The sequence below is a fragment of the Agrobacterium deltaense RV3 genome, assembly GCF_900013505.1.
Lineage (GTDB): Bacteria > Pseudomonadota > Alphaproteobacteria > Rhizobiales > Rhizobiaceae > Agrobacterium > Agrobacterium leguminum.
Genome location: NZ_LT009745.1, coordinates 1,305,652 through 1,326,806, shown reverse-complemented (window position 1 = coordinate 1,326,806; position 21,155 = coordinate 1,305,652). Strand labels below are relative to the sequence as shown.

At 59.3% G+C, this 21,155-nt stretch carries 23 protein-coding genes; 4 read left to right on the top strand and 19 right to left on the bottom strand.

Going from position 1 to position 21,155, the window contains the following annotated elements; translation table 11 throughout:
* Positions 1 to 2 precede the first annotated feature (2 nt).
* The 19 genes from AGR7B_RS06740 to AGR7B_RS06650 all read right to left on the bottom strand — a co-directional run bounded on the left by AGR7B_RS06740 (position 3) and on the right by AGR7B_RS06650 (position 18,096).
* A complete protein-coding gene (locus AGR7B_RS06740) occupies positions 3 to 737 on the bottom strand; it encodes an amino acid ABC transporter ATP-binding protein (RefSeq protein ID WP_080856298.1) in 735 nt (244 codons plus the stop codon).
* Entirely contained in the window at positions 715 to 1,374 is a 660-nt protein-coding gene (locus AGR7B_RS06735) for an amino acid ABC transporter permease (RefSeq protein WP_078053972.1), read from the bottom strand. The genes AGR7B_RS06740 and AGR7B_RS06735 overlap by 23 nt, the downstream gene beginning before the upstream one ends.
* On the bottom strand, positions 1,371 to 2,042 hold the full coding sequence (locus tag AGR7B_RS06730) for an amino acid ABC transporter permease (protein WP_080856297.1): 672 nt from the start codon (positions 2,040 to 2,042) through the stop codon (positions 1,371 to 1,373). The genes AGR7B_RS06735 and AGR7B_RS06730 overlap by 4 nt, the downstream gene beginning before the upstream one ends.
* 82 nt (positions 2,043 to 2,124) lie before the next feature.
* The gene (locus AGR7B_RS06725) at positions 2,125 to 2,910 is read right to left on the bottom strand and encodes a transporter substrate-binding domain-containing protein (RefSeq protein ID WP_035261717.1); all 786 of its coding nucleotides are present in this window, start codon (positions 2,908 to 2,910) and stop codon (positions 2,125 to 2,127) included.
* A 6-nt stretch (positions 2,911 to 2,916) separates the two neighbouring features.
* Positions 2,917 to 3,627, bottom strand: coding sequence for a GntR family transcriptional regulator (locus AGR7B_RS06720; RefSeq protein ID WP_080856296.1), 711 nt, complete (start codon positions 3,625 to 3,627; stop codon positions 2,917 to 2,919).
* A gap of 163 nt (positions 3,628 to 3,790) precedes the next feature.
* Positions 3,791 to 4,975, bottom strand: coding sequence for a lipid-A-disaccharide synthase (gene lpxB, locus AGR7B_RS06715; RefSeq protein ID WP_080856295.1), 1,185 nt, complete (start codon positions 4,973 to 4,975; stop codon positions 3,791 to 3,793).
* Positions 4,972 to 5,838, bottom strand: coding sequence for an LpxI family protein (locus AGR7B_RS06710; RefSeq protein ID WP_162934069.1), 867 nt, complete (start codon positions 5,836 to 5,838; stop codon positions 4,972 to 4,974). The genes lpxB and AGR7B_RS06710 overlap by 4 nt, the downstream gene beginning before the upstream one ends.
* Positions 5,839 to 5,841: 3 nt before the next feature.
* Positions 5,842 to 6,657, bottom strand: coding sequence for an acyl-ACP--UDP-N-acetylglucosamine O-acyltransferase (gene lpxA / locus AGR7B_RS06705; protein WP_003521399.1), 816 nt, complete (start codon positions 6,655 to 6,657; stop codon positions 5,842 to 5,844).
* Entirely contained in the window at positions 6,654 to 7,121 is a 468-nt protein-coding gene (gene fabZ, locus AGR7B_RS06700; RefSeq protein ID WP_065653924.1) for a 3-hydroxyacyl-ACP dehydratase FabZ, read from the bottom strand. Before fabZ ends, lpxA begins: the two co-directional genes overlap by 4 nt.
* Positions 7,114 to 8,181 (bottom strand): UDP-3-O-(3-hydroxymyristoyl)glucosamine N-acyltransferase, encoded by a 1,068-nt coding sequence (gene lpxD, locus AGR7B_RS06695; protein ID WP_080856294.1) that lies wholly within the window; start codon positions 8,179 to 8,181, stop codon positions 7,114 to 7,116. The genes fabZ and lpxD overlap by 8 nt, the downstream gene beginning before the upstream one ends.
* Before the next feature lie 49 nt (positions 8,182 to 8,230).
* The gene (bamA, locus tag AGR7B_RS06690; RefSeq protein WP_080856293.1) at positions 8,231 to 10,555 is read right to left on the bottom strand and encodes an outer membrane protein assembly factor BamA; all 2,325 of its coding nucleotides are present in this window, start codon (positions 10,553 to 10,555) and stop codon (positions 8,231 to 8,233) included.
* A gap of 199 nt (positions 10,556 to 10,754) precedes the next feature.
* Complete coding sequence (gene rseP, locus AGR7B_RS06685) at positions 10,755 to 11,876, bottom strand: RIP metalloprotease RseP (protein WP_003521404.1); 1,122 nt, start codon at positions 11,874 to 11,876, stop codon at positions 10,755 to 10,757.
* Positions 11,877 to 11,925: 49 nt separating this feature from the next.
* Positions 11,926 to 12,759 carry a phosphatidate cytidylyltransferase gene (locus tag AGR7B_RS06680; RefSeq protein ID WP_003521405.1) on the bottom strand — a complete coding sequence of 278 codons (834 nt, stop codon included), beginning with the start codon at positions 12,757 to 12,759 and terminating at the stop codon, positions 11,926 to 11,928.
* On the bottom strand, positions 12,759 to 13,502 hold the full coding sequence (locus tag AGR7B_RS06675) for an isoprenyl transferase (RefSeq protein ID WP_065653927.1): 744 nt from the start codon (positions 13,500 to 13,502) through the stop codon (positions 12,759 to 12,761). Before AGR7B_RS06675 ends, AGR7B_RS06680 begins: the two co-directional genes overlap by 1 nt.
* A 65-nt stretch (positions 13,503 to 13,567) precedes the next feature.
* Positions 13,568 to 14,125, bottom strand: coding sequence for a ribosome recycling factor (gene frr, locus AGR7B_RS06670; RefSeq protein ID WP_003521407.1), 558 nt, complete (start codon positions 14,123 to 14,125; stop codon positions 13,568 to 13,570).
* Between the two features lie 63 nt (positions 14,126 to 14,188).
* Positions 14,189 to 14,911: a UMP kinase gene (gene pyrH, locus AGR7B_RS06665; RefSeq protein WP_035218853.1), complete on the bottom strand. Its 723-nt coding sequence runs from the start codon at positions 14,909 to 14,911 to the stop codon at positions 14,189 to 14,191.
* A 97-nt stretch (positions 14,912 to 15,008) separates the two neighbouring features.
* Complete coding sequence (gene tsf, locus AGR7B_RS06660) at positions 15,009 to 15,935, bottom strand: translation elongation factor Ts (protein WP_003521408.1); 927 nt, start codon at positions 15,933 to 15,935, stop codon at positions 15,009 to 15,011.
* A 358-nt stretch (positions 15,936 to 16,293) separates the two neighbouring features.
* Positions 16,294 to 17,061: a 30S ribosomal protein S2 gene (gene rpsB, locus AGR7B_RS06655; RefSeq protein ID WP_003496241.1), complete on the bottom strand. Its 768-nt coding sequence runs from the start codon at positions 17,059 to 17,061 to the stop codon at positions 16,294 to 16,296.
* 192 nt (positions 17,062 to 17,253) lie between these two features.
* The gene (locus AGR7B_RS06650; RefSeq protein ID WP_065653928.1) at positions 17,254 to 18,096 is read right to left on the bottom strand and encodes a cell envelope integrity EipB family protein; all 843 of its coding nucleotides are present in this window, start codon (positions 18,094 to 18,096) and stop codon (positions 17,254 to 17,256) included.
* A 116-nt stretch (positions 18,097 to 18,212) separates the two neighbouring features.
* Between AGR7B_RS06650 and AGR7B_RS06645 the strand changes: the two genes are divergently transcribed.
* The 4 genes from AGR7B_RS06645 to AGR7B_RS06630 are packed head-to-tail and all read left to right on the top strand — an operon-like array spanning position 18,213 to position 21,064.
* The gene (locus tag AGR7B_RS06645) at positions 18,213 to 18,683 is read left to right on the top strand and encodes a RidA family protein (protein ID WP_065653929.1); all 471 of its coding nucleotides are present in this window, start codon (positions 18,213 to 18,215) and stop codon (positions 18,681 to 18,683) included.
* Positions 18,680 to 19,420, top strand: coding sequence for a glycerophosphodiester phosphodiesterase (locus AGR7B_RS06640; RefSeq protein WP_065653930.1), 741 nt, complete (start codon positions 18,680 to 18,682; stop codon positions 19,418 to 19,420). Before AGR7B_RS06645 ends, AGR7B_RS06640 begins: the two co-directional genes overlap by 4 nt.
* The gene (locus tag AGR7B_RS06635; protein ID WP_065653931.1) at positions 19,417 to 20,610 is read left to right on the top strand and encodes a GNAT family N-acetyltransferase; all 1,194 of its coding nucleotides are present in this window, start codon (positions 19,417 to 19,419) and stop codon (positions 20,608 to 20,610) included. The genes AGR7B_RS06640 and AGR7B_RS06635 overlap by 4 nt, the downstream gene beginning before the upstream one ends.
* Positions 20,611 to 20,632: 22 nt before the next feature.
* A complete protein-coding gene (locus tag AGR7B_RS06630) occupies positions 20,633 to 21,064 on the top strand; it encodes an HIT family protein (RefSeq protein WP_078053976.1) in 432 nt (143 codons plus the stop codon).
* Positions 21,065 to 21,155: the final 91 nt, after the last annotated feature.

Here is a 21,155-nt window from a genome sequence, read left to right as displayed (position 1 = left end):
TCTCAGTGGCGTGCCGCAACGCCCAGGAACTGCTTGAGTTCGGGTGTAGCGGGATTGGAAAACACCTCCTCCGGCGGGCCAATTTCATGCACCCTGCCCTCATGCATGAAGACGACGCGGGAGCAGACGTCGCGCGCAAACTTCATCTCATGCGTAACCATCAGGAGAGTCATGCCTTCACCGGCCAGTTCACGCACCACCGCCAGCACCTCCGAGACCAATTCGGGATCGAGTGCCGAGGTGATCTCGTCGCACAGCAGCGCAATCGGCTGCATGGCGAGAGCGCGGGCAATGGCGACGCGCTGTTGCTGGCCGCCGGACAATTCATCGGGATAGGCATCGAATTTATGCGCCAGCCCGACCCGTTCCAGCATCTTGCGGGCAACGGCTTCCGCTTCCGGTTTCGGCGTCTTCTTCACCACGGTCTGCGACAGCATGACGTTGCCGCCGACGGTCCGGTGCGGGAAAAGGTTAAACTGCTGGAAGATCATGCCGACCTTCAGCCGCAGGGCTTTCAGATGCAGATCGTCTTCGAGAAGCTGCGCGCCGGCGACCGATATGGAACCGGCCGAAATCGTCTCCAGCCCGTTGATGCAGCGAAGCAGGGTCGATTTTCCCGATCCGCTCTTGCCGATGATGGCGATGACCTCACCGGGCTCTACATCGAGGTTGATGCCCTTCAGAACCTCGTTGCTGCCATAGCTTTTGCGGACTTCAGTGATTTCGATGAGCGACATTGAGCTTCCTTTCGAGGATCTGGCTGCTCTTAGACAGAGGCCAGCACAGCGCGAAATAGATGAGGGCGACGAGGCCATAAACGGTGAAGGGCTGGAAGGTGGCGTTGGTGACGACCGTGCCGGCCTTGGACAGTTCGACGAAACCGATGATCGAGGTCACGGCCGTTCCCTTGATGACCTGCACGAAGAAACCGACGGTTGGCGGAATGGCGACCCGCAGGGCCTGCGGCAGGATGACGTAACGCATTTGCTGCAGGCGTCCCATGGCAAGGCTTGCCGATGCCTCCCACTGGCCCTTGGCTACGGATTCAACGCAGCCGCGCCAGATTTCCGTGAGGAAGGCCGCCGCCCACAGGATCAGCGTCAGGCCCGCCGCCAGCCAGGCCGGCACATCGATGCCGAACAGGCCGAGGCCGAAAAAGGCGATGAAGAGCTGCATCAAAAGCGGCGTGCCCTGAAAAAGCTCGACATAATAGCGTGCGAAAGCCCGCATCGATTTTTTCCGGGAAATGCGCATGAAGAGCAGAAGCAGCGCCACCAGACCACCGCCGGCAAAAGAGACGAGCGAGAGAAGCACGGTCCAGCGCGTGGCGAGCAGCAGGTTTCTGAGAATATCCCAGGTGGAGAATTCGATCATCGGACACTCCTGCGCGGAAAGATGAAGTTGCCGCCGATGACCAGCACCTGCCGGAGAAGAATGGCGAGCACGAGATAAATGACGGTGGAGACCATATAGGCTTCGAAGGCGCGGAAGGTGCGCGACTGGATGAAATTGGCCGCGAAGGTCAAATCCTCGGCGGCGATCTGCGATACGACCGAAGAGCCGAGCATGACAATCACCACCTGCGACGAAAGCGCCGGCCAGATGCGTTGCAGCGAGGGCACCAGAACCACATGCCGGAAGGTTTCAAAGCGGGTCATGGCAAGGCTTGCCCCCGCCTCGAACTGCCCCTTTGGCGTCGCCTGAATACCGGCCCGGATGATCTCGCAGCTATAGGCCCCGAGATTGACCACCATGGCGATGTTGGCGGCGGTCAGTTCCGACAATTGCAGGCCAAGCGATGGCAGGCCGAAAAAGATAAAAAACAATTGTATGAGGAATGGCGTGTTGCGAATGAGCTCCACATAGGTCGCGACCGGCGGCCGCAGCCATTTGGGGCCTAGCGCGCGCACCCAGGCGCAGACGATGCCGAGGGCGATGCCGAGAACGCCGCCGATGGCAATCAATTCCAGCGTAACGGCGATGCCTTTGGCGATCTGCGGATAATAGTCGAGAAGCCATCCAAAATCGAATGTGTATTTCACCCGATGCTTCCTTTCGGCGAGGACAAACCATGCGCCGGTCCTGCCTCAAGGCGAGGCCGGCGCATGCGTTTTTCCGGGTTGCTCAGAGATCCTTGGGCAGGTCGGTTTTCAGCCATTTCTGCGCGATCGTGTTCAAGGAACCATCGGTCTTTGCGGTGGCGATGATGGCGTTGACCTTTTCAAGCAGCGCCGGCTGTTCCTTGTTCAGACCGATATAGCAGGGCGAATTCTTGATCAGGAACTTCAGCTCGGGGCGCTTTGGCGGGTTCTTGGCGAGAATGGCGGCGGCCACGACATTGCCCGTGGCGACGGCTTCTACCTGGCCGGCGAGGAAGGCGGAGATCGTGCCGTTATTGTCCTCATAACGCTTGATGGTCGTATCGGCAGGCGCCACCTTCGTCAGCTCCAGATCCTCGACCGCGCCACGGGTGACGCCAATGGTCTTGCCCGACAAATCTTCCGCCTTGGTGACGGCAACCGAATCCGGCGCGAACACGCCGTTGAAGAAGGGCGCATAGGCGGTGGAGAAGTCGATGACCTTTTCACGGTCCGGGTTCTTGCCGAGGCTCGAAATCACGAGATCGACCTTGTTGGTCTGCAGATAGGGAACGCGGTTAGCGCTGGTGACCGGCACGAGTTCGACCTTCACGCCCAGCTTCTCGCCGATCAGATTGGCGACGTCGATATCATAGCCCTGCGGGGCCATATCCGTGCCGACGCTGCCGAAGGGCGGGAAATCCTGCGGGACGGCAACGCGTATCGTGCCGCGGGAGGTGATATCACCGAGCGCATCGGCAAAGGCTGCGGGCGAAAAACCGAGCGTTGCGGAAATCGCGGCAATGGCAAGCAATGAACGTCTGGAAATCATTGAGAATTACTCCTTGGGGCTTGAGGAAAGAGGCTGAAGTGAAAGGGAATTGCGAAGCTCGTAGAGCGGATCCGGCCTGCGGGTGAGATCGAGACCGGTTTCGACTTCGTCGAGATGGCGGATGGCGAGTTCGGCGGCGCCATGGAAATCGGCCGCCTTGATCGCTTCGAAGATACGGCAATGTCCGTCATGCGATTGCTGCGCATGGAAATCGGACTGATAGAGCATGGAGATGAGGATGGTTCTGGCCGTCAGGTCGCGCAGCGTTTCGACGATGATGTCGTTTCCAGCGATTTCGGCGATGCGGATGTGAAAATCGCCCATCAGGCAGGTCAGGCGCTGGCGGTCGCCTTTGGAAATCGCCGCCTTCTCCTCATCGAGATGATCGGCGAGGATGGCGATGCCTTCCGGGCTGACGCCGGAAAGATTGCGCAAAAGCCCATATTCGATGATGCGCCGCGCCTCATAGACCTTGATGGATTCTTCGGCGGAAGGCTCCACCACGAACCAGCCGCGGCGCGGGCTGACGGTGACGATGCCGCGCGTCTCCAGCCGCATCATGGCCTCGCGGATGCGCGTGCGAGACACGCTGAAAAGGCTGGCGAGCTGGTTCTCGCTGAGGCGGGTTCCCGGACGAATGCGGGCGGAAAGAATGCCGGAGATGATGGCGTCTTCTACCGCGCTCTGGGCGCTTTCTGATGTATGGCTATCTTGCATACAAGATTGAAAGCAAGAGGTGTGCCAGACGGAAATTTATGGGCCGGGAGCCGTCTGACGGTCAGCCGTTTGCCGCCCTAACGATCAAATGCAGTAAAATCGCGCCCTCGCCTGCCTGCATCGGCAGCAGGACGGCAGCCCGATGGAGAGAGTGCCTATATGATTATTGTGAGGGGCGAGCTTTGCTCTTCAGGACATCCAGAAGAATGCGCGCACCGGTTTCGCCCGGAGGCACATCCGTGTGCAAACGCTGCTGCACGAGTGCATAACCTTCGAGCATCGCCTGCCGCTCGGTGGTGTCGGAAGACAGACGCTCTGCCCAGCGCAGCATCGAACCTGCCCTTACCACCTCGTTGAAATATTCCGGCACGACGGCGTAATCGGCAATCAGGTTCGGCAGCGCGCCTGTCCAGGTCTTCACCCGCTTGCTCAGCATGGTGAAAATCCAGTCCGTCTTGTAGACCGAGATCGTCGGCACGCCCGCGAGCGCGAGTTCCAGAATGACCGTGCCGGAAGCGGCAATCGCCGCATCGGCTTCAGCAAAGGCATTCCATTTAAAAGCGGAATCGATACCGATTTCGGGCCTGATATCCTCCGGCCATGATGCTGCCAGTTCGCGGATGCGTTTTTCCTGACGCGGCACGGTGGGCAACAGGAACCGCGTCGGACCGTTGCGCTCCACAAAAGCTCTCGCTGCCGCCTGAAACGGCTCCATCAACCGCGTCGTCTCCGTGGAACGCGACCCTGGCAGGAGGAGAATGGTCTTCGGTTCGCCATTCGCCGGCAGAGAACGTTCCGCCCGCTTTTGACGCACGGAGAGCACATCGGGGTCGACGCTGAGGCGATGACCAACAAAAGTTGTCGGCGGACCACCGAGACGGCGCATGGCTTCCGGCTCGAAGGGCAGCAGCGCCAGCACGTGATCGACATAGGAGAGCATCGCCGTGGCGCGATATTCCTTCCACGCCCAGACGCTGGGGCAGACGTAATTGACGACCGGCAGATGCGGCAATTGCTGCCGGACTTTTTTCGCAACGCGATGGGTGAAATCCGGGCTGTCGATGATCAGGAGAATATCGGGCTTTGCGGCGGCGATTGCCTGAGCGGTCTGGTTGATCCGCGCAATGAGCTTCGGCAGTTTTTTCAGAACCTGCGTGAAGCCCATGATGGAGAGTTCGGAATAGTCGAACAGGGAAACCAGTCCCTGCGCTTCCAGCGCTTCGCCGCCGACACCGACCAGCTCGACAGGCCCCGTATATTGGGCCTTGAGCGAGCGGATCAGATCCGCGCCTAAAAGATCGCCGGATACTTCCCCGGCTATGACCGCCACTTTTAGTGCCGCCGTCATCCGATCATGTCTCCGCCAAGTGATGTATCGATGCCGCAGACGAATATGCCCGCCTCATCGGCCGCTTTCAACATCGCCTCGCGATCAAGCACCAGCGCCCGCCCGGCTTCGACGGCAATACCAGCCAGCCCGGCTTTTCGCGCATTCTCTACCGTTTCCACACCGATTGTCGGCAGGTCGGCGCGCACATCCTGCTGCGGCTTGCACAGCTTTACGAGCACACCCCTGCGGCGCGGGGATATTCGTCCTTCGGCGCGCAATGCCGCGACGCGCGCCAGCATGGCATCCGTGCCCTCGACGCCTTCCAGCGCGACAATGCGGCCGCCGACGGCGACGGCGCCCTGCCCCACATCGAGCTTGCCAAGTGCAAGCGCGGCCTCAGCCGCCTTGCGTATATCGCGCAGATCATCCTCGGCAGGTTTTTGCGCACCGAAAGGGCCTATAGCGGCCAGCAGGCCGGGGGCGATCTCGTGAGCGCCGATGACTTTTGCGCCGAGCGTGCCGATGATCTTGATGACCATCTGCAGAACGGCGTCGTCGCCGCTGGACAGCAGCGTCCTGACAATGGACGGCAGTTTGAGCAGGATGCCGAGTGTGGGGCGGATCTCGCGCCATTCCGGCCGCCGCGCCACACCACCGGACAGCACGACGCGGTCTACCCGGTTTTCGCGCAGCAGACGGCCAAGCCCGGCGACATCGCCGACACTGATGACGGCATTGTCGAAACCGCTCCAGTCGAAACGGGAATCATCACGCAGGCGCACGATAAAAGGGTTTTCGCCCATCTCACGGGCAGCGGCCGCCACATAAAGCGGCAGCTGGCCGCTGCCGGCCACGATGGCGAGACGCCCGCCGCCTGTCACGGCTCACTTGCCCCGGTTGGGCGAAGAGATCGCGCGGTCGCTATCCGCACCGATGAAGTCGATGACTTCAAGCGCCTGCGGGCAATCCAGATAGTCGTTACGGTCGATGGCCGCCGCATTGCCGCGGATCGTGCCTTCGGCCTCGAAAATCGCCTTGTAGACGCGTCTGACCTTATGGATATCGGCGCGCTCGATGCCGGCACGGGTCATGCCCACGACGTTCAGGCCGCCGAGGATGCCGGGATTGCCATTCAGCATGCCATAGGGAATGACATCGTAATTGACCGCCGAAAGTCCGCCGATAAAGGCCTGGCGGCCGATGCGCGTGAACTGGTGCACGGCGCAGCCACCGCCGAGAATAGCGCGGTCCTCAATGGTGACATGGCCCGCCAGCATCACATTATTGGAAAGCACAATGTGGCTGCCGAGGCGGCAATCATGCGCCACATGCGAATTGGCGAGGAAGAGATTATCGTCACCGATAATGGTCTTGCTGCTGCCATCGGAACTGCCGGCGTTCATCGTCACGCCTTCACGCATGATGCAGCGCTCACCGATCTCGAGGGTCGTTTCCGAACCGTCATGGCGAATTGCCTGCGGCGTGCCGCCGATGACCGCCATGGGATGGACGACCGAGCCACGGCCGATCACGGTCAGGCCGGAAACAACGGCGTGATTGTGCAGCTGAACATCGTCATGCAGCGTGACTTTCGCGCCGACATAGCTCAGCGCACCGATGACGACATTTTCACCGATCACCGCGCCGTCTTCGATCACGGCGCTCGGGTGAATTCTGGCCGAGGCGGCAATCGTGCTCATTGCTGATCCTCGGGGATCATCATGGCGCCGACATCGGCCTCCGCCACCAGCGCGCCGTCCACCTTCGCTTCGCAATGGAATTTGAAGACATTACCGCGCTGGCGCTGCTTGACGACATGGATTTCCAGACGATCACCAGGGACTACGGGTTTGCGGAACCGCGCATTGTCGATTGTCATGAAGTAAACCAGATGACCGCCCTCACCCTGGCTGCGAGCGCAGATCGCACCCGCCGTCTGGGCCATGGCTTCAACGATCAGAACGCCCGGCATGATCGGCCGGTCCGGGAAATGGCCGGTGAAATGCGGTTCGTTGACGGTGACGTTCTTGATGCCAATCGCCGAGTTGTTACCGTCGATCTCGATGATCTTGTCGATCAGCAGGAATGGGTAACGATGCGGCAGAAGCTTCATGACTTCCAGAATGTCAGCCGCGCCGAGCGCCGTCTTCGTTTCTTCAGTCATTGTTTTTCTCTCCTGTTTTTTTATCACGCCCTTCAGCGCGCGCCAGAATTTCGGCCATGTCGCGCAGGAAATATTTCATCGGACGCGCGGGCGTGCCGCCATAACGGGCGCCTGCCGGAACGTCCGACACAACGCCGCTCATCGCCGCGATCTGTACGCCGTCGCCAATGTTGATATGGCCATTGATGCCGGCCGCGCCGCCAATCATCACACCGTCGCCGATGCGGGTGCTGCCCGCAATGCCGACCTTGCTGACGATGCCGCAATGGCGGCCGATGCGGACGTTGTGGCCGATCTGGACCTGATTGTCGATCTTGGTGCCTTCGCCGATGACCGTGTCATCCATGGTGCCGCGATCGATCGTGGTGTTGGCGCCAATCTCGACATTGTCCTGAATGATGACCCGGCCGATCTGCACGATCTTCAACATGCCGCGCGGACCGGGGGCATAACCGAAACCGTCCTGTCCGATGCGTGCGCCGTTATGGATAATCACATTATTACCGATAAGGGCTGCAAGAACGCTTGCGCCGCCGGCAATGGTGCAATCGCGTCCGATCTGCACATCCTGCCCGATGATGACGCCGGGACCGATGCGCGTACCAGCGCCGATATGGGCGCCAGCTCCAATCACGGCGAGCGACTCGACGATGACACCCGCCTCCAGCTTCGCGGATGGATCGACATGCGCAGCGTGGGAAATTTCAGCTTCCATCCGCGCGATCAGACCCGGACGCATGGCGGAGGGATGCAGCAAGGCACCAACCTGCGCAAAAAGCGTATGCGGGTTTTTCGATATCAGCGCAGGGGTATGAGACGGAAGCATGTCTACAAGTGCGGCGTCACAAATGACGGCGCCAGCGTCGCAGGTCTGCAACTCATCGCGGCTCTTGCGCGAAAGAATATAGCAGAGCTGATCGGGTTTTGCCCGATATACCGGCGCAACGGACCGAATGATCCGCTCTCCCGCCGCGTCATCAGACAGTTCCGCCCCAAAACGGTCTGCGATATCTTTCAATCGCAATCCCTCGTGGGGCGGAAAAAAGGCGTTGTATTCCATCAGCCGGAAACTCCAGAACGTTCAAAGTTGCAGTTCTGGACTGCCGATATCAGAAAGTGTTGGACATGCCAAACCGGAAACGCTGTTCCTCGTCGTAGTCTTCCTTGGCGAAAGGCACGGCGTAGTCGACGCGGATCGGACCGAAGGGCGACGCCCACATCACGCCGATACCGGCGGATGCGCGGATGGAGTTGTCGTCCTTCACACCTGCACTGTTGGCAACCTTGTTGCCATAGAGCGTGCCGGCATCCACGAAGCCAGCAAGGCGAAGGCCGAAATCTTCCGGAACGCCAGGCATCGGAGCCGTGACTTCAGCAGAAGCGGCGAAATAGGTCGTGCCGCCGATGGAGTCGGAACCGATGCGCGGACCGATACCGTCGTTCTTGAAGCCGCGAACCTGACGGCCACCGAACTTGAACTGATCGAATACCAGCAGATTGTCGCCTGTCGGCACCACGTGACCGGCCTGACCGGTCAGCGAGCCGATGACATCGTACTCATCGGAGAGCGTGTAGAAGAAGCGAGCCTTGGCGTAAATCTTGTAATATTCGGAATCGCCGCCGAGACCTGCAAATTCGTTCGTCAGAGCAGCCTGCCAGCCTTCGCGCGGCATGTTGCGGTCGTCGAGCGTATTGTAGTTCAGCGTGTTCGAAATGATGGACTGCGTCCAGTCACCGCCACGGATCAGGTCCTTGTAGGGAGCGGCAAGGTTGCTGCCGGTTTCCCAGTCGCCTTCGCCGTCATAATTGAGCTGCTTGTAGGTGTACTTGAACGTCGTCGAGAGGTCTTCGGTGATCGGCGCGGTCACGCGCAGCGAGAAGCCCTGCTCGTCGTAGTCATAATAGTCTTCGCTGCGGCTCTGGCTTTTGAACAGGTCGAAACCTGCGGCAAGACGGTAGCCGAGGAAATAGGGCTCCGTGAAGGACAGCGTATAGCTGCGCGCATCATCTTCACCCGCACCAGCGGCGAGACGGATGTACTGGCCGCGACCGAGGAAGTTCTTCTCTTCGATGGATGCTTCGAGCAGCACACCGTCGTTCTGCGAATAGCCGGCGCCGATACCGAACGAACCCGTCGACTGATCTTCTACGTCAACAACGATGACGACACGGTCAGGCGCGCTGCCGCCGGCGGTCGAAATATTGACTTTCGAGAAATAGCCGAGCGCTTCGAGACGGCGCTTTGCAGCCGTGATGACCGTCTGGTTGAACGCATCGCCTTCGGAAATATCGAACTCGCGACGAATGACGTAGTCACGCGTACGGGTGTTGCCGCGGATTTCGATACGCTCGACATAGGCGCGCTCACCCTGATCGACGATATAGGTCACACCGATGGTGTTGCCAGCCATGTCGCGGTCGCCGCGCGGCGTTACGCGGGCAAAGGGATAACCTTCGCCGGCCACGCGCTTGGAAATCGCTTCCATGCTCTGCTGAACTTCCTTGGCACTGTAGCTCGCACCCTGGCGGGTCTCAACGAGACCCTGCAGTTCGGAACCATCGACGCCGGGAACGGTCGATTCGACGGCGACATTGCCGAAATCGTATTTCTTGCCTTCATCTACCGTGATCGAGATGGTGTATTCGTTCTTGGATTCATCCAGAACCGCATCGGAGGAAACGACACGGAAGTCGGCGTAACCACGGTTGTAATAGAACTGGCGCAGCGCCTCTTCATCGGCGCGCAGCTTGTCTTCGTTATAGACGTCCTTACGTGTCAGGAACGACAGCATGTTGGACTTCTTGGTATTGATAACGGCGGCCAGACGACCATCGCTATAGGCATTGTTGCCAATGAAATCGATGCGGCCGATCTTCGTGCGCTCGCCTTCATTGATGACGAAAGCAATGTTCACACGGCCCTGACCGACGGAAACGGTTTGCGTGGTGACTTCAACATCGCTACGGCCGATGGCGGCGTAGGCTTCCTTGATGCGGGCAATATCCGCGGTCACGATGGCCTGATTGAACGGGCCGAGGGACTGGGTCTGCACAACGCCAGCGAGCTTGTCGTCCTTAATCTTGCGGTTACCGTTGAAGACCACCTGGTTGACGAGCTGGTTCTCATTGACGGTCACGACCAGCGTGCTGCCGGAAACGCGCATGGAAACATTCGAGAAGTAACCGGTGGCGTAAAGACGCTTCACCGATTCATCGATGTCCGAATTGGAAAAGTTCTTACCCGGCGCAATGGTGATGTTGGAACGCACGGAGTCCGCACCGGACCGGTCGGCCCCGCGAACATCGATCCTGCTGATGACGGCCGCATTTGCAGCGCCAGCAGAGGCAAGCACGCCAAGGCCCGCAACCGAAGCAACACCGGCAGACAGAGCAACCGCCGACACAGCGTTCAAAAATCTTGAACCAGCCTTCATTTCAATTCTTACCTTTTTACGTTGTCCCTCAGCGGGCGGAACCCGACTCCGGCCATGTGCGTCGTTTTACCTGCTTTTCCCCTACAAGCAAGCGCGAACGTTAAATTCTGTTTACTTCGTGCTCCAGAGTGGCTCATTCGCCACTTCGGCATAAAAACAAGGTAAACAAATAACTAACAAAACCGTTAAAACACAATCCTCAGCCGATCAAGCTGCTGATATCATTCCATGTTGCAAAAACCATAAGACCCAAAATCATCATCATCCCGATACGGAACGCGACTTCCTGCGCGCCCGCGCCAAGCGGCCTGCCACGAATGGCCTCGATGGCGTAGAACACCAGATGCCCGCCGTCCAGAACCGGCACAGGCATCAGGTTCAAAAGACCGATGGAGACGGAAAGAACGGCGGCAAGCTGGATAACAGCGGAAATGCCGAGCGTCGCCATCTGGCCGGACGCCTGCGCCACACGCACCGGACCACCAAGCTGATCGGCATTCATGCGCCCTGTCACGAGATTGCCGATATAGTTGAATGTTCCGGTAATGACGTGGCCAGTTTCCCGCACGCCTTCGACCAGCGCCTCGGACGGCGAATATTCGATATGGCGGAAATTGCCACTGGTCTGGTCGGTGACGATGCCGATAATGCCCATTTCCAGCTTGTTGCCGAACTGGTCGGTGGTTTCGGTGCGGGTCGGGACCATCGGCAGCTTCAGCTCCTCGCCCGCCCTTTCGACCGTCACCGTGATCGGCGTGCCCGGCCGGATGCCGACGTAACGGCGGACATCCTCGAAGGTCATCACTTTTTCGCCATCGATCGCGATGAGCCGGTCGCCGGGCTGCACGCCGGCGGCAGCCGCCGCGCTGTTTTCACGGACTTCCGCCACGACCGGATCGGCGATCATCCGGCCGTAAATGCCGAAGAGCACCGCGAAGATGAGAATCGCGAGAATGAAATTGGCGATCGGGCCTGCGGCAACCGTGGCCGCCCTTTTCCACAGCTTTGCGCCGGAAAGCGTCTGCGCCCTCTCCTCCAGAGACATATGCGACAGGCCGGAACTATCCGGCTTGCTCGCCGCATCCTCATCGCCGAAGAACTTGACGTAACCGCCGAGCGGGATCGCCGAAATCTTCCATCGCGTGCCGCGTTTGTCGGTGAAACCGATCAGTTCCGGGCCGAAGCCGATGGAGAATGCGGTGGAGCGGATGCCGCACCAGCGACCGACCAGATAATGGCCCATTTCATGGACAAAAACGAGCAGTGACAGCACCAGGATGAAGGGCACGATATAGCCGGTCAGAAAGCCGGTCGCCGCCATTACTGTGTTCATGACAATCTGCCCTTTGTGTCGTGACCCTTCGCGCCGCTCAAAAACCCGGCAACAGACCGCCGCCCGATCCGGGCACGTCGCCGGTTGCCGCCGCATGCACGAAAGCAATGAGGAATACCGTAAAGCAGGCGAAAACAAGACCGTCGACACGGTCCATGAAGCCGCCGTGGCCCGGAATGAGATGACTGGAATCCTTGACCTGGAAACGCCGTTTCACGAAAGATTCGAAGAGATCGCCGATCTGGCTGAACACCGAAAGGATAAGGGCGAGCCCCAGCACCAGCACGCTGATCCTGCCGTGATAGGCCATGGACACCGCGCCGCCGCCGATCACGGCCGCCACCGCCCCGCCGATCGCGCCGGACCAGGTCTTGCCGGGCGAGATCGAAGGCGCAAGCTTCGGCCCGCCAATGGCGCGTCCGACGAAATAGGCGAGAATATCCGTCGACCAGACAACGGCGAAGATAAACAGGATGGACACGAAGCCGGTCAGCTCGTCACCACGGATGGCTGCCAGCGATATGCCGCTCAGGCCCGCATAAAAAATGCCGCCCACCAGCCACCAGTTTCTGCCGCGCAAAATTGGAAACAGCGCCGCCGTCAGCGTGAAGCCGGATAAGAGCGGCAGATCGAGCGAGGATTCGCCGAATATCGTATTGCCGGCGATGACGGCGACCGCGAACCAGCCCCAGGCATTGCCGGTCGAATTGGTTTCCGACAGCCGGGTAATCGTCGACCATTCATAATAGATGAGGATCGCCAGGAGGCCCGCGACGATGCGGAACAGAATGCCACCATACCAGGTCGCGGCCAGAATGACCGCCGCCATGACGATTGCGGACACGATCCGCAGTCTGAGTTCACGGCTCATCAGGCGCCTGCCACGGCAACCTGCTCGGTGAGTGCACCGAAGCGGCGGTCACGCGTTGCATATTGCTCGATTGCGGAGAAGAATCGCTGGCGGTCGAAGTCCGGCCAATATTCGGGAACGAACAGGAACTCGGAATAAGCGGCCTGCCAGAGCAGGAAGTTCGACAGGCGCTCTTCGCCGCTGGTGCGGATGATGAGATCAGGATCAGGCATACCCGACGTGTCGAGTCTGGCCGAAATCATCTCCGGCGTAATGGATTCGGCATTAAGCCTGCCTTCGGCGACATCGCGCGCAATCGCCGCCGTCGCGCGCGCAATCTCGTCGCGGCTTCCGTAGTTGAAGGCGATCACCAGCGTCAGCTTGGTATTGCCCGCCGTCATCTGCTCCGCCTCTTCGAGGAGAGAACGGATGTCGTGCTTCAGCCCCTGCCGGTCGCCGATGATCCGCACGCGGACATTTTCGCGGTGCAGTTCCGCAAGGTCACGCCGGATGAAGGCTTTCAAAAGCCCCATCAGATCGCTCACCTCGGATTCGGGCCTGCGCCAGTTTTCCGACGAGAAGGCAAAGAGCGTGAGATAGCGTATTCCGCAATCGCCGGCCGCGCGCACGGTCTCGCGCACGGCCTCCACACCGCGGCGATGCCCCATCACGCGCGGAAGACCGCGCTGCTTTGCCCAGCGTCCATTGCCATCCATGATGATGGCGACGTGCTCGGGTATGGAGGAACGTGTCGTCGTCGGCATATCGATCCAGTAACAGGGCAGCGCGGAATTAAAACGAATAAAATACAGGTCTATCGCAAGCGATATCAGACCTGCATGATTTCCTTTTCCTTCTCGGCAAGCAAGCGGTCAATTTCCGAAATCGTGTCATCGGTCATTTTCTGAACCTTTTCCGACTGTCCACGGCTTTCGTCCTGACCGATGTCACCGTCCTTTTCGGCTTTTTTCAGACCATCCATGCCATCGCGGCGAACATGGCGAATCGCCACCTTTGACTTTTCGGCATAATCATGGGCGACCTTGACGAGCGATTTGCGGCGCTCCTCGTTGAGTTCAGGCAGCGGGATACGCAGGTTCTGGCCGTCAACGATGGGGTTGAGGCCGAGATTGGATTCGCGGATCGCACGGTCGACGGCGTTGACCATCGACTTGTCCCAGATGTTGACGCCGAGCATGCGCGGCTCCGGAACAGTGATATTCGCAACCTGGTTCAGCGGTACGCGCGAGCCATAAGCCTCGATGGTGACCGGATCGAGAATATTGGCCGAAGCGCGGCCGGTGCGAAGCGATGCGATATCGCTCTTGAATGCATTGATGGCGCCGTCCATACGGCGCTTGATATCGTTGAGGTCAACACCACTCATCTTGATACTCCATCTTGTCGGCCAAGCCGGCCGTAATCGCCCCTTGAGGCGGCATCGTTTTGATTATTTGTCGTGCACGATGGTCTTGCGGCCGCCGCCGGTCAATATCTGCGCGAAACCGCCCTTCTCGTGGATCGAGAAAACAATGATCGGAATGTGGTTTTCGCGGGCAAGCGCAACGGCGGCGATATCCATGACCGCCAGTCCCTTGCCGAGCACTTCGCTATGGGTCAATTCGTCGAAACGGGTCGCCGCCGGGTCCTTCTTCGGGTCGGCGGAATAGATGCCGTCCACCTGTGTGCCCTTGAAGATCGCTTCGGCGCCCATTTCCGCAGCGCGCAAGGCTGCGGCAGAATCAGTGGTGAAGAAGGGGTTGCCCGTACCGCCAGCGAAAATCACCACACGCCCCTGCGCGAGATGATGGAGCGCCGCACGCTGCGAGAAGCTCTCACAGATTTCAGGCATGGCGATTGCGGAAAGAACGACGGTGTCGATGCTGAGCTTGCGCAGCGAGGTCGCGAGCGCCAGCGCGTTGATGACGGTCGCCAGCATGCCCATATGGTCGCCAGTCACGCGGTCGCCGCCCTTGGAGGCCACGGCAACGCCGCGGAAAATATTGCCGCCGCCGACGACAACGCCGACTTCGACGCCCATCGCCCTCGCCTCGGCGATATCGGAAGCGATGCGATCAGCCACCGCCACATCGATACCGAAACCCTGATCGCCCATGAGGGCTTCGCCGGAAGCCTTGAGAAGAACGCGTTTGTAGATCGGCTTGGAAGACATCATGACTCCTCGGAAATGTAACCGAAACGCGGATACACGAAGGGCACCGCGTTGTCACGCGATGCCCTCCCGTTTTCCCAAGATTGGGTAAATATAATCAGCCCTTGGCGACGGCTGCGACTTCGGCTGCGAAATCGCTTTCTTCCTTCTCGACGCCATCGCCGAGCAGCAGGCGAACCATGCCCGTCACTTCGATGGAAGCACCGGCTTCCTTTTCGGCTTCCTTGACAGCAGCGCCGACAGTCAGGTCCGGGTTGATGACGAAAGCCTGCGACAGAAGGGCGACTTCTTCGAAGAACTTGCGCATACGGCCATCGACCATCTTTTCGATGATGGCTTCCGGCTTGCCGGATTCGCGGGCCTGTTCGATGAAGACGTTGCGCTCGCGCTCGGCAACGGCGGCGTCGACTTCTTCAGCGCGGATGGCGAGCGGGTTGGTCGCAGCGATGTGCATGGCAACCTGACGGCCGATGGAGTTCAGAACGGCCTTGTCGCCTTCCGACTTCAGGGCAACGAGAACGCCGAGCTTGCCGATGCCGTCGCCGGCAGCGTTGTGGATGTAGGTCGCAACAACGCCGTGCGGAACTTCGAGCGCTGCCGAGCGGCGGAGCGTCATGTTCTCACCGATGGTGGCAATCGCGTCCTTGATGCTGTCGGCAACGGACTTGCCGGTTGCCGGATAGGTGGCAGCGGAAACAGCGTCAACGGTGCCGTTGGTGGTGAGGGCAACCTGGGCGATACCGCGGATGAGGTCCTGGAACGCATCGTTACGGGCAACGAAGTCGGTTTCGGAGTTCAGCTCAACGACGACAGCCTTGTGACCCATGGTGGCAACGCCGACCAGACCTTCGGCAGCCGTGCGGCCGGACTTCTTGTCGGCCTTTGCGATGCCCTTGGCGCGCAGCCAGTCGATCGCCGCTTCCATGTCGCCATTGGTCTCAGCAAGAGCCTTCTTGCAGTCCATCATGCCTGCGCCAGACTTTTCGCGCAGTTCCTTCACCATTGCGGCTGTGATTTCGGTCATTGTGTGCCTCTTATCGGTTCGATCGGTCAGCCGGCGGAATTTGCCGTACCGAAGTTCTGGGTGATGACTGTACCCGGCCGCACACCCTTTGAAACCGGAGAGGATTTCAGGAAAGGGGCATGCGCATTCCCAAGTGCTGCGGCGTCTCCATGCATCGAGATGATGGGTGCCGCTGAAGTATGACAGCGTTATGAAGACTGCCTTCCGTTTCAACCGCATCGGACGCCAGCGATTTCATAAAAACGTGGCGGAGCGCTTGAAACGAACAAGGCCGTCAACCCATTGAAGGTCTTTGACGGCCTTGTCATATCCTGGTCGAGGAGACGGCGACCGAGATCGCCGCCAGACAGGGCCTATATCAGGCGCCAGCCTCGTCTTCGAGAGCGGGCTCGATCGGAGCTTCTTCCGAAGCGCCGATGTCGCGGCCGGAAGCGCCCTGCTGACGGGCAATACCGTCGATGGCAGCGCGGGCGATCAGGTCGCAGTAAAGCGAGATGGCGCGCGAAGCATCGTCGTTACCCGGGATCGGGTAGTCGATGTGGTCCGGATCGCAGTTGCTGTCGATGATAGCAACGACCGGAATGCCAAGACGCTTGGCTTCTTCGATCGCGATCTTTTCCTTGTTGGTGTCGATGATGAACATCAGGTCCGGAACGCCGCCCATATCGCGGATACCGCCGAGAGCCTTTTCAAGCTTTTCGCGCTCGCGCTCAAGGTTCAGGCGTTCCTTCTTGGAGTAGCCGGAAGCTTCCGAGTTGAGGATCTCGTCGACCTTGCGCAGGCGCTGGATCGAGTTGGAGATGGTCTTCCAGTTGGTCATCATGCCGCCGAGCCAGCGGGAGTTGACGTAGTACTGGGCCGAACGCTTTGCGCTGTCGGCGATGATTTCGGACGCCTGGCGCTTGGTGCCAACGAACAGAACGCGGCCGCCACGGGCAACGGTGTCGGACACGACCTGAAGGGCGCGCGACAGCATCGGAACGGTCTGGGCCAGGTCGATGATGTGGATGTTGTTACGGTCGCCGAAGATGTACGGCTTCATCTTCGGGTTCCAGCGGTGCGTCTGGTGGCCGAAGTGAACACCAGCTTCCAGAAGCTGGCGCATAGAAAAATCGGGCAATGCCATGCCTTGTTACTCCTTTTCCGGTTTAACCCCCGCGAAGCGAACAGCACCGATTTTCATCGATACCACCGGGCGGAACGGACCGGATTTCTCCCGGAACATCCCAAGCTTCGCGTGTGGAATGGTGAGCCGCATACAGTCGCCCGCATGAAAATGCAAGCATTTATGCGAAAAAACCGCAGAAACAGCCGCGTTTCAGCGGACAGGCTTGTTTTCGCAGGTTTCGGGCTTGAGAATATCGAGCTTCGTAAGCTTTCCCGTCAGAACGAAATCGCCGTAATCCATCGTCAGATCGCGGGTGATTCCGTTTTCGTAAAGTTTGAACGACATGCGGTAGATCGGCAGCGCGTCCGTGCCGGTCTTGTCGTTGTAATAGGCGATCGTTACCGGCCAGAATGCCGCCTTGGCGAATTCGCCCGCCTTGCCGGCGTCGGCATCGCCATCCTTCGGCATCTGCGACTTGCCGACGAGCGTGGAGGTGATCAGGCTTTCATCGCCATCGTCCGAACCGTCGAATATCCGGGATTCGAAGATGCGCTTTCCCTGTTTCGCATGTTCGATGACCTGAAACATGTGCTGCGTCGGGAATTCGCTGGCGACGAGACTGACCTGGCGGGCATCCGGGCGGGTCAGATCGACCTTCACGCCATCGGTACCGTCGGTCGCGGCGCCCTGCACTTCCTTGTCCAGCTTGTCGTCGGTGTAGGACTTGGTCTCAAAGGTGAATTTCTTGGCCGTCAGATCCTCGAAGGTCGTGGTCTGCTGGTCGGTCATGCGCACGGCATCGCCGGTGTTGATCTGCGTCACGAAACGGAAATCCGTCTTGTAGCCCTGACAGGCCGAGCCCGTGAATTCATAGACCATGCGGCCCGTCATGCCCTCGATGCCGGATCGATCGGACGCATCCTTGAGTTCGAGATCGTAGACGGCGCGGTGGGCGACGAGATCGGGAACCGTGACCGGCAAGGCATTGGCAGCGTTCGACAGGCCGGTCATAAGCCCTGTTGCGGCAACGAAACCAAGCGTCCTGACAAACATGCAATATCTCCTGTTGGACTCGCCGCTCATATTGTACAAGCAACCGCCCGGCTTTTGGATCAACATCTTCTGAATGCCGGATTCTTGAAGGATTTACAACAAAACCGGAGACGAAAATGTCGGACGTCATCGAAGGCCGCCTCAAGGAACTTGGCTTTACGCTCCCCGTAGCCGCAGCACCAGCCGCAAACTACGTTCCATTCACCATCAGCGGCAATCTGCTTTATGTATCGGGTCAACTGCCGATGGAATCGGGCAAGATTGCGGTGACGGGCCTCGTTGGCCGCGATGTCGACGTGCCAGGCGCCCAGCGCGCGGCCGAATTATGCGCCGTCAACATTCTCGCACAGGTCAAGGCCGCTTTGAATGGCGATCTCTCGAAAATCCGCCGTGTCGTCAAGCTGAATGGCTTTGTTGCGTCGGTTCCGGAGTTCGTGGAACAGCACCTCGTCATCAACGGTGCTTCCAACCTCATTGCCAATGTTCTCGGTGAGCCCGGCAAACACGCCCGCGCCGCCGTCGGCATGGCCTGCCTGCCCTTCAATGCCGCCGTCGAAATAGACGCCATCGTGGAAATCGACGTATGACGCTGAAACTCTCCTGGCTGACAGCTCAGCCCGTCGCCCATCGCGGTTATCACGATCTCAATAAGGCGGTCTGGGAAAATACGCTTTCCGCCTTTTCCCGCGCCATCGAAGCCGGTTTCGCCATCGAATGCGACGTGCAGCTGGCGGCCGACAGTGTGCCGGTGATTTTTCACGACGACGACATGGCCCGCCTGACCGGCATCAAGGGCGATGTGCGCGAACGCACATCCGCCGAGCTGTCGCTTCTTGCCGTCGGCCAGACCGGGGATCGGGTCCCTACCCTCAAGCAGCTTCTCACGTTCTGCGCCGGCAAGGTGCCGCTGGTCATCGAGCTTAAAGGCCGCGCCGGTGAAGGCGTCGACGACGGTTTTGCCGAGGCGGTGCTGGAAGACCTTGAGGACTATAAGGGCCATGTGGCGCTGATGAGCTTCGACCACCATCTGCTGAAGGATTTGAAGGCGGCCGGCTCGCCCTGGCCGCTGGGACTGACGGCCGAAGGCGACAAGCCGGAAGACTTCTTCAAACATGACGAAGCGATGCAGTTCGGGCTCGATTTTATCTCCTATCATTGGGGTCATCTGCCCAACAGCTTCATCGAGGCGCAAAGAAAACTTGGCCTTCCGGTGATTACCTGGACGGTCAGGGATGAAAATGCGCGCGAGACTACCTATAAATATGCGGACCAGATGACATTCGAAGGTTTCGACCCGAGAGAGAACCCGTCCGCCACGGCATGACAGAAGACTATTCCATTCGCGTTGCGCAATCCTTCAGGGATATCGATCCGGAAAGCTGGAAACGGCTTTCCGGAACCTCGCGCAATACGTCAGGAAAAATCTACAACCCGTTTATTTCCCATGAATTTTTATCATCCATGGAAGAATCGGGATCGGCGACAGCGAAAACCGGCTGGCTGGGGCACCATCTGCTTCTCGAAAACGCCTCCGGAGCTCTGGTCGGCGCGGTGCCCGCCTATCTGAAGAACCACAGCAAGGGCGAATATGTTTTCGACCACGGCTGGGCGGATGCTTTCGAGCGGGCCGGCGGGCATTATTATCCGAAACTGCAATGCTCGGTCCCTTTCACGCCGGCAACCGGACCACGGTTGCTCGTCTGCGAAAACGAGGACGAGACACGTTTCAAAACGCTCCTGGCCTCCGGTCTCGCGCAGGTGACGGAAAAGATCGGCGTCTCATCGGCACATGTCACATTTCTGGAAGAGAACGATCTCTCCGCCCTTCTGCCGCGCGATTTCCTGCACAGGACCGACCAGCAGTTCCACTTCATCAATGACGGTTATCGCGATCACGATGATTTTCTCGACGCCCTTTCCTCGCGCAAGCGCAAGGGGCTGAAGAAAGAACGCCGCGCCGCACTCGAAAACGGCATCGAGATTGACTGGCTGACGGGAAGCGACCTGACCGAGGATATCTGGGACCAGTTCTTCGCCTTCTATATGGATACCGGCAGCCGCAAATGGGGCCGGCCCTATCTGACGCGGGAATTTTATTCACTGATCGGCGAGCGCATGGCTGATGACGTGCTGCTGGTGATGGCGAAACGCGAGGGACGCTATATTGCCGGTGCGATCAATTTCATCGGCTCGGACGCGCTTTATGGCCGCCACTGGGGCTGTATCGAGGATCACCCCTTTCTGCATTTCGAGGTCTGTTACCATCAGGCGATCGATTTCGCGCTTTCCAGGGGACTGAAACGGGTGGAAGCCGGCGCCCAGGGCGAACACAAGCTGGCGCGCGGTTACATGCCCGTCACCACCCATTCGGCGCATTTCATCGTCCACCCAGGCCTGCGCCGCGCCATTGCCGATTATCTTCAGCGCGAGCGCGAGGAAGTCGAGCATATCGGCGATTATCTTGATGAACACACGCCCTTCCGCAAGGGCGAGAGACAGGAACCGGACGTATAGTCCGCCATGAGGAGAGAACACGATGACGGCCAGCGCCTATGACGACGACAATATCTTCGCAAAAATCCTGCGCGGCGAAATTCCGAGCCACAAGCTTTACGAGGACGAGCACACGCTAGCCTTCATGGATGTGATGCCGCAGGCCCCCGGCCATCTGCTGGTCGTTCCGAAAACCGGTTCACGCAACCTGCTCGATGCCGACCCTGAAGTGCTGGCGAAAACCATTCCCGTGGTGCAGAAACTGGCAGTGGCGGCCAAGGAAGCCTTCGATGCCGATGGCGTCTTCATCGCCCAGTTCAACGAACCGGCGGCTGGCCAGACCGTTTTTCACCTGCATTTCCACGTCATTCCGCGCAAGGAAGGCGAGCCGCTGAAGCCGCATTCCGGCGTGATGGCCGATGGCGAGGTATTGAAGGCCCACGCGGAGAAGATAAAGGCCGCGCTTGCTTCGTGATGGCTGCCTAGCATGCGACGTCATCCTCGGCCTTGTGCCGAGGATCCAAACACGTATCTAAAATCAATCGGTTGCAGATGCTCGGGACAAG

Coding starts and splice junctions, on each gene's coding strand:
- AGR7B_RS06740 (WP_080856298.1), bottom strand. CDS start 737: ATGTCGCTCATCGAAATCACTGAAGTCCGCAAAAGCTATGGCAGCAAC.
- AGR7B_RS06735 (WP_078053972.1), bottom strand. CDS start 1,374: ATGATCGAATTCTCCACCTGGGATATTCTCAGAAACCTGCTGCTCGCC.
- AGR7B_RS06725 (WP_035261717.1), bottom strand. CDS start 2,910: ATGATTTCCAGACGTTCATTGCTTGCCATTGCCGCGATTTCCGCAACG.
- AGR7B_RS06720 (WP_080856296.1), bottom strand. CDS start 3,627: ATGCAAGATAGCCATACATCAGAAAGCGCCCAGAGCGCGGTAGAAGAC.
- lpxB (WP_080856295.1), bottom strand. CDS start 4,975: ATGACGGCGGCACTAAAAGTGGCGGTCATAGCCGGGGAAGTATCCGGC.
- lpxA (WP_003521399.1), bottom strand. CDS start 6,657: ATGAGCACGATTGCCGCCTCGGCCAGAATTCACCCGAGCGCCGTGATC.
- fabZ (WP_065653924.1), bottom strand. CDS start 7,121: ATGACTGAAGAAACGAAGACGGCGCTCGGCGCGGCTGACATTCTGGAA.
- lpxD (WP_080856294.1), bottom strand. CDS start 8,181: ATGGAATACAACGCCTTTTTTCCGCCCCACGAGGGATTGCGATTGAAA.
- bamA (WP_080856293.1), bottom strand. CDS start 10,555: ATGAAGGCTGGTTCAAGATTTTTGAACGCTGTGTCGGCGGTTGCTCTG.
- rseP (WP_003521404.1), bottom strand. CDS start 11,876: ATGGCGGCGACCGGCTTTCTGACCGGCTATATCGTGCCCTTCATCCTG.
- AGR7B_RS06680 (WP_003521405.1), bottom strand. CDS start 12,759: ATGAGCCGTGAACTCAGACTGCGGATCGTGTCCGCAATCGTCATGGCG.
- AGR7B_RS06675 (WP_065653927.1), bottom strand. CDS start 13,502: ATGCCGACGACGACACGTTCCTCCATACCCGAGCACGTCGCCATCATC.
- frr (WP_003521407.1), bottom strand. CDS start 14,125: ATGAGTGGTGTTGACCTCAACGATATCAAGCGCCGTATGGACGGCGCC.
- pyrH (WP_035218853.1), bottom strand. CDS start 14,911: ATGTCTTCCAAGCCGATCTACAAACGCGTTCTTCTCAAGGCTTCCGGC.
- tsf (WP_003521408.1), bottom strand. CDS start 15,935: ATGACCGAAATCACAGCCGCAATGGTGAAGGAACTGCGCGAAAAGTCT.
- rpsB (WP_003496241.1), bottom strand. CDS start 17,061: ATGGCATTGCCCGATTTTTCTATGCGCCAGCTTCTGGAAGCTGGTGTT.
- AGR7B_RS06650 (WP_065653928.1), bottom strand. CDS start 18,096: ATGTTTGTCAGGACGCTTGGTTTCGTTGCCGCAACAGGGCTTATGACC.
- AGR7B_RS06645 (WP_065653929.1), top strand. CDS start 18,213: ATGTCGGACGTCATCGAAGGCCGCCTCAAGGAACTTGGCTTTACGCTC.
- AGR7B_RS06640 (WP_065653930.1), top strand. CDS start 18,680: ATGACGCTGAAACTCTCCTGGCTGACAGCTCAGCCCGTCGCCCATCGC.
- AGR7B_RS06635 (WP_065653931.1), top strand. CDS start 19,417: ATGACAGAAGACTATTCCATTCGCGTTGCGCAATCCTTCAGGGATATC.
- AGR7B_RS06630 (WP_078053976.1), top strand. CDS start 20,633: ATGACGGCCAGCGCCTATGACGACGACAATATCTTCGCAAAAATCCTG.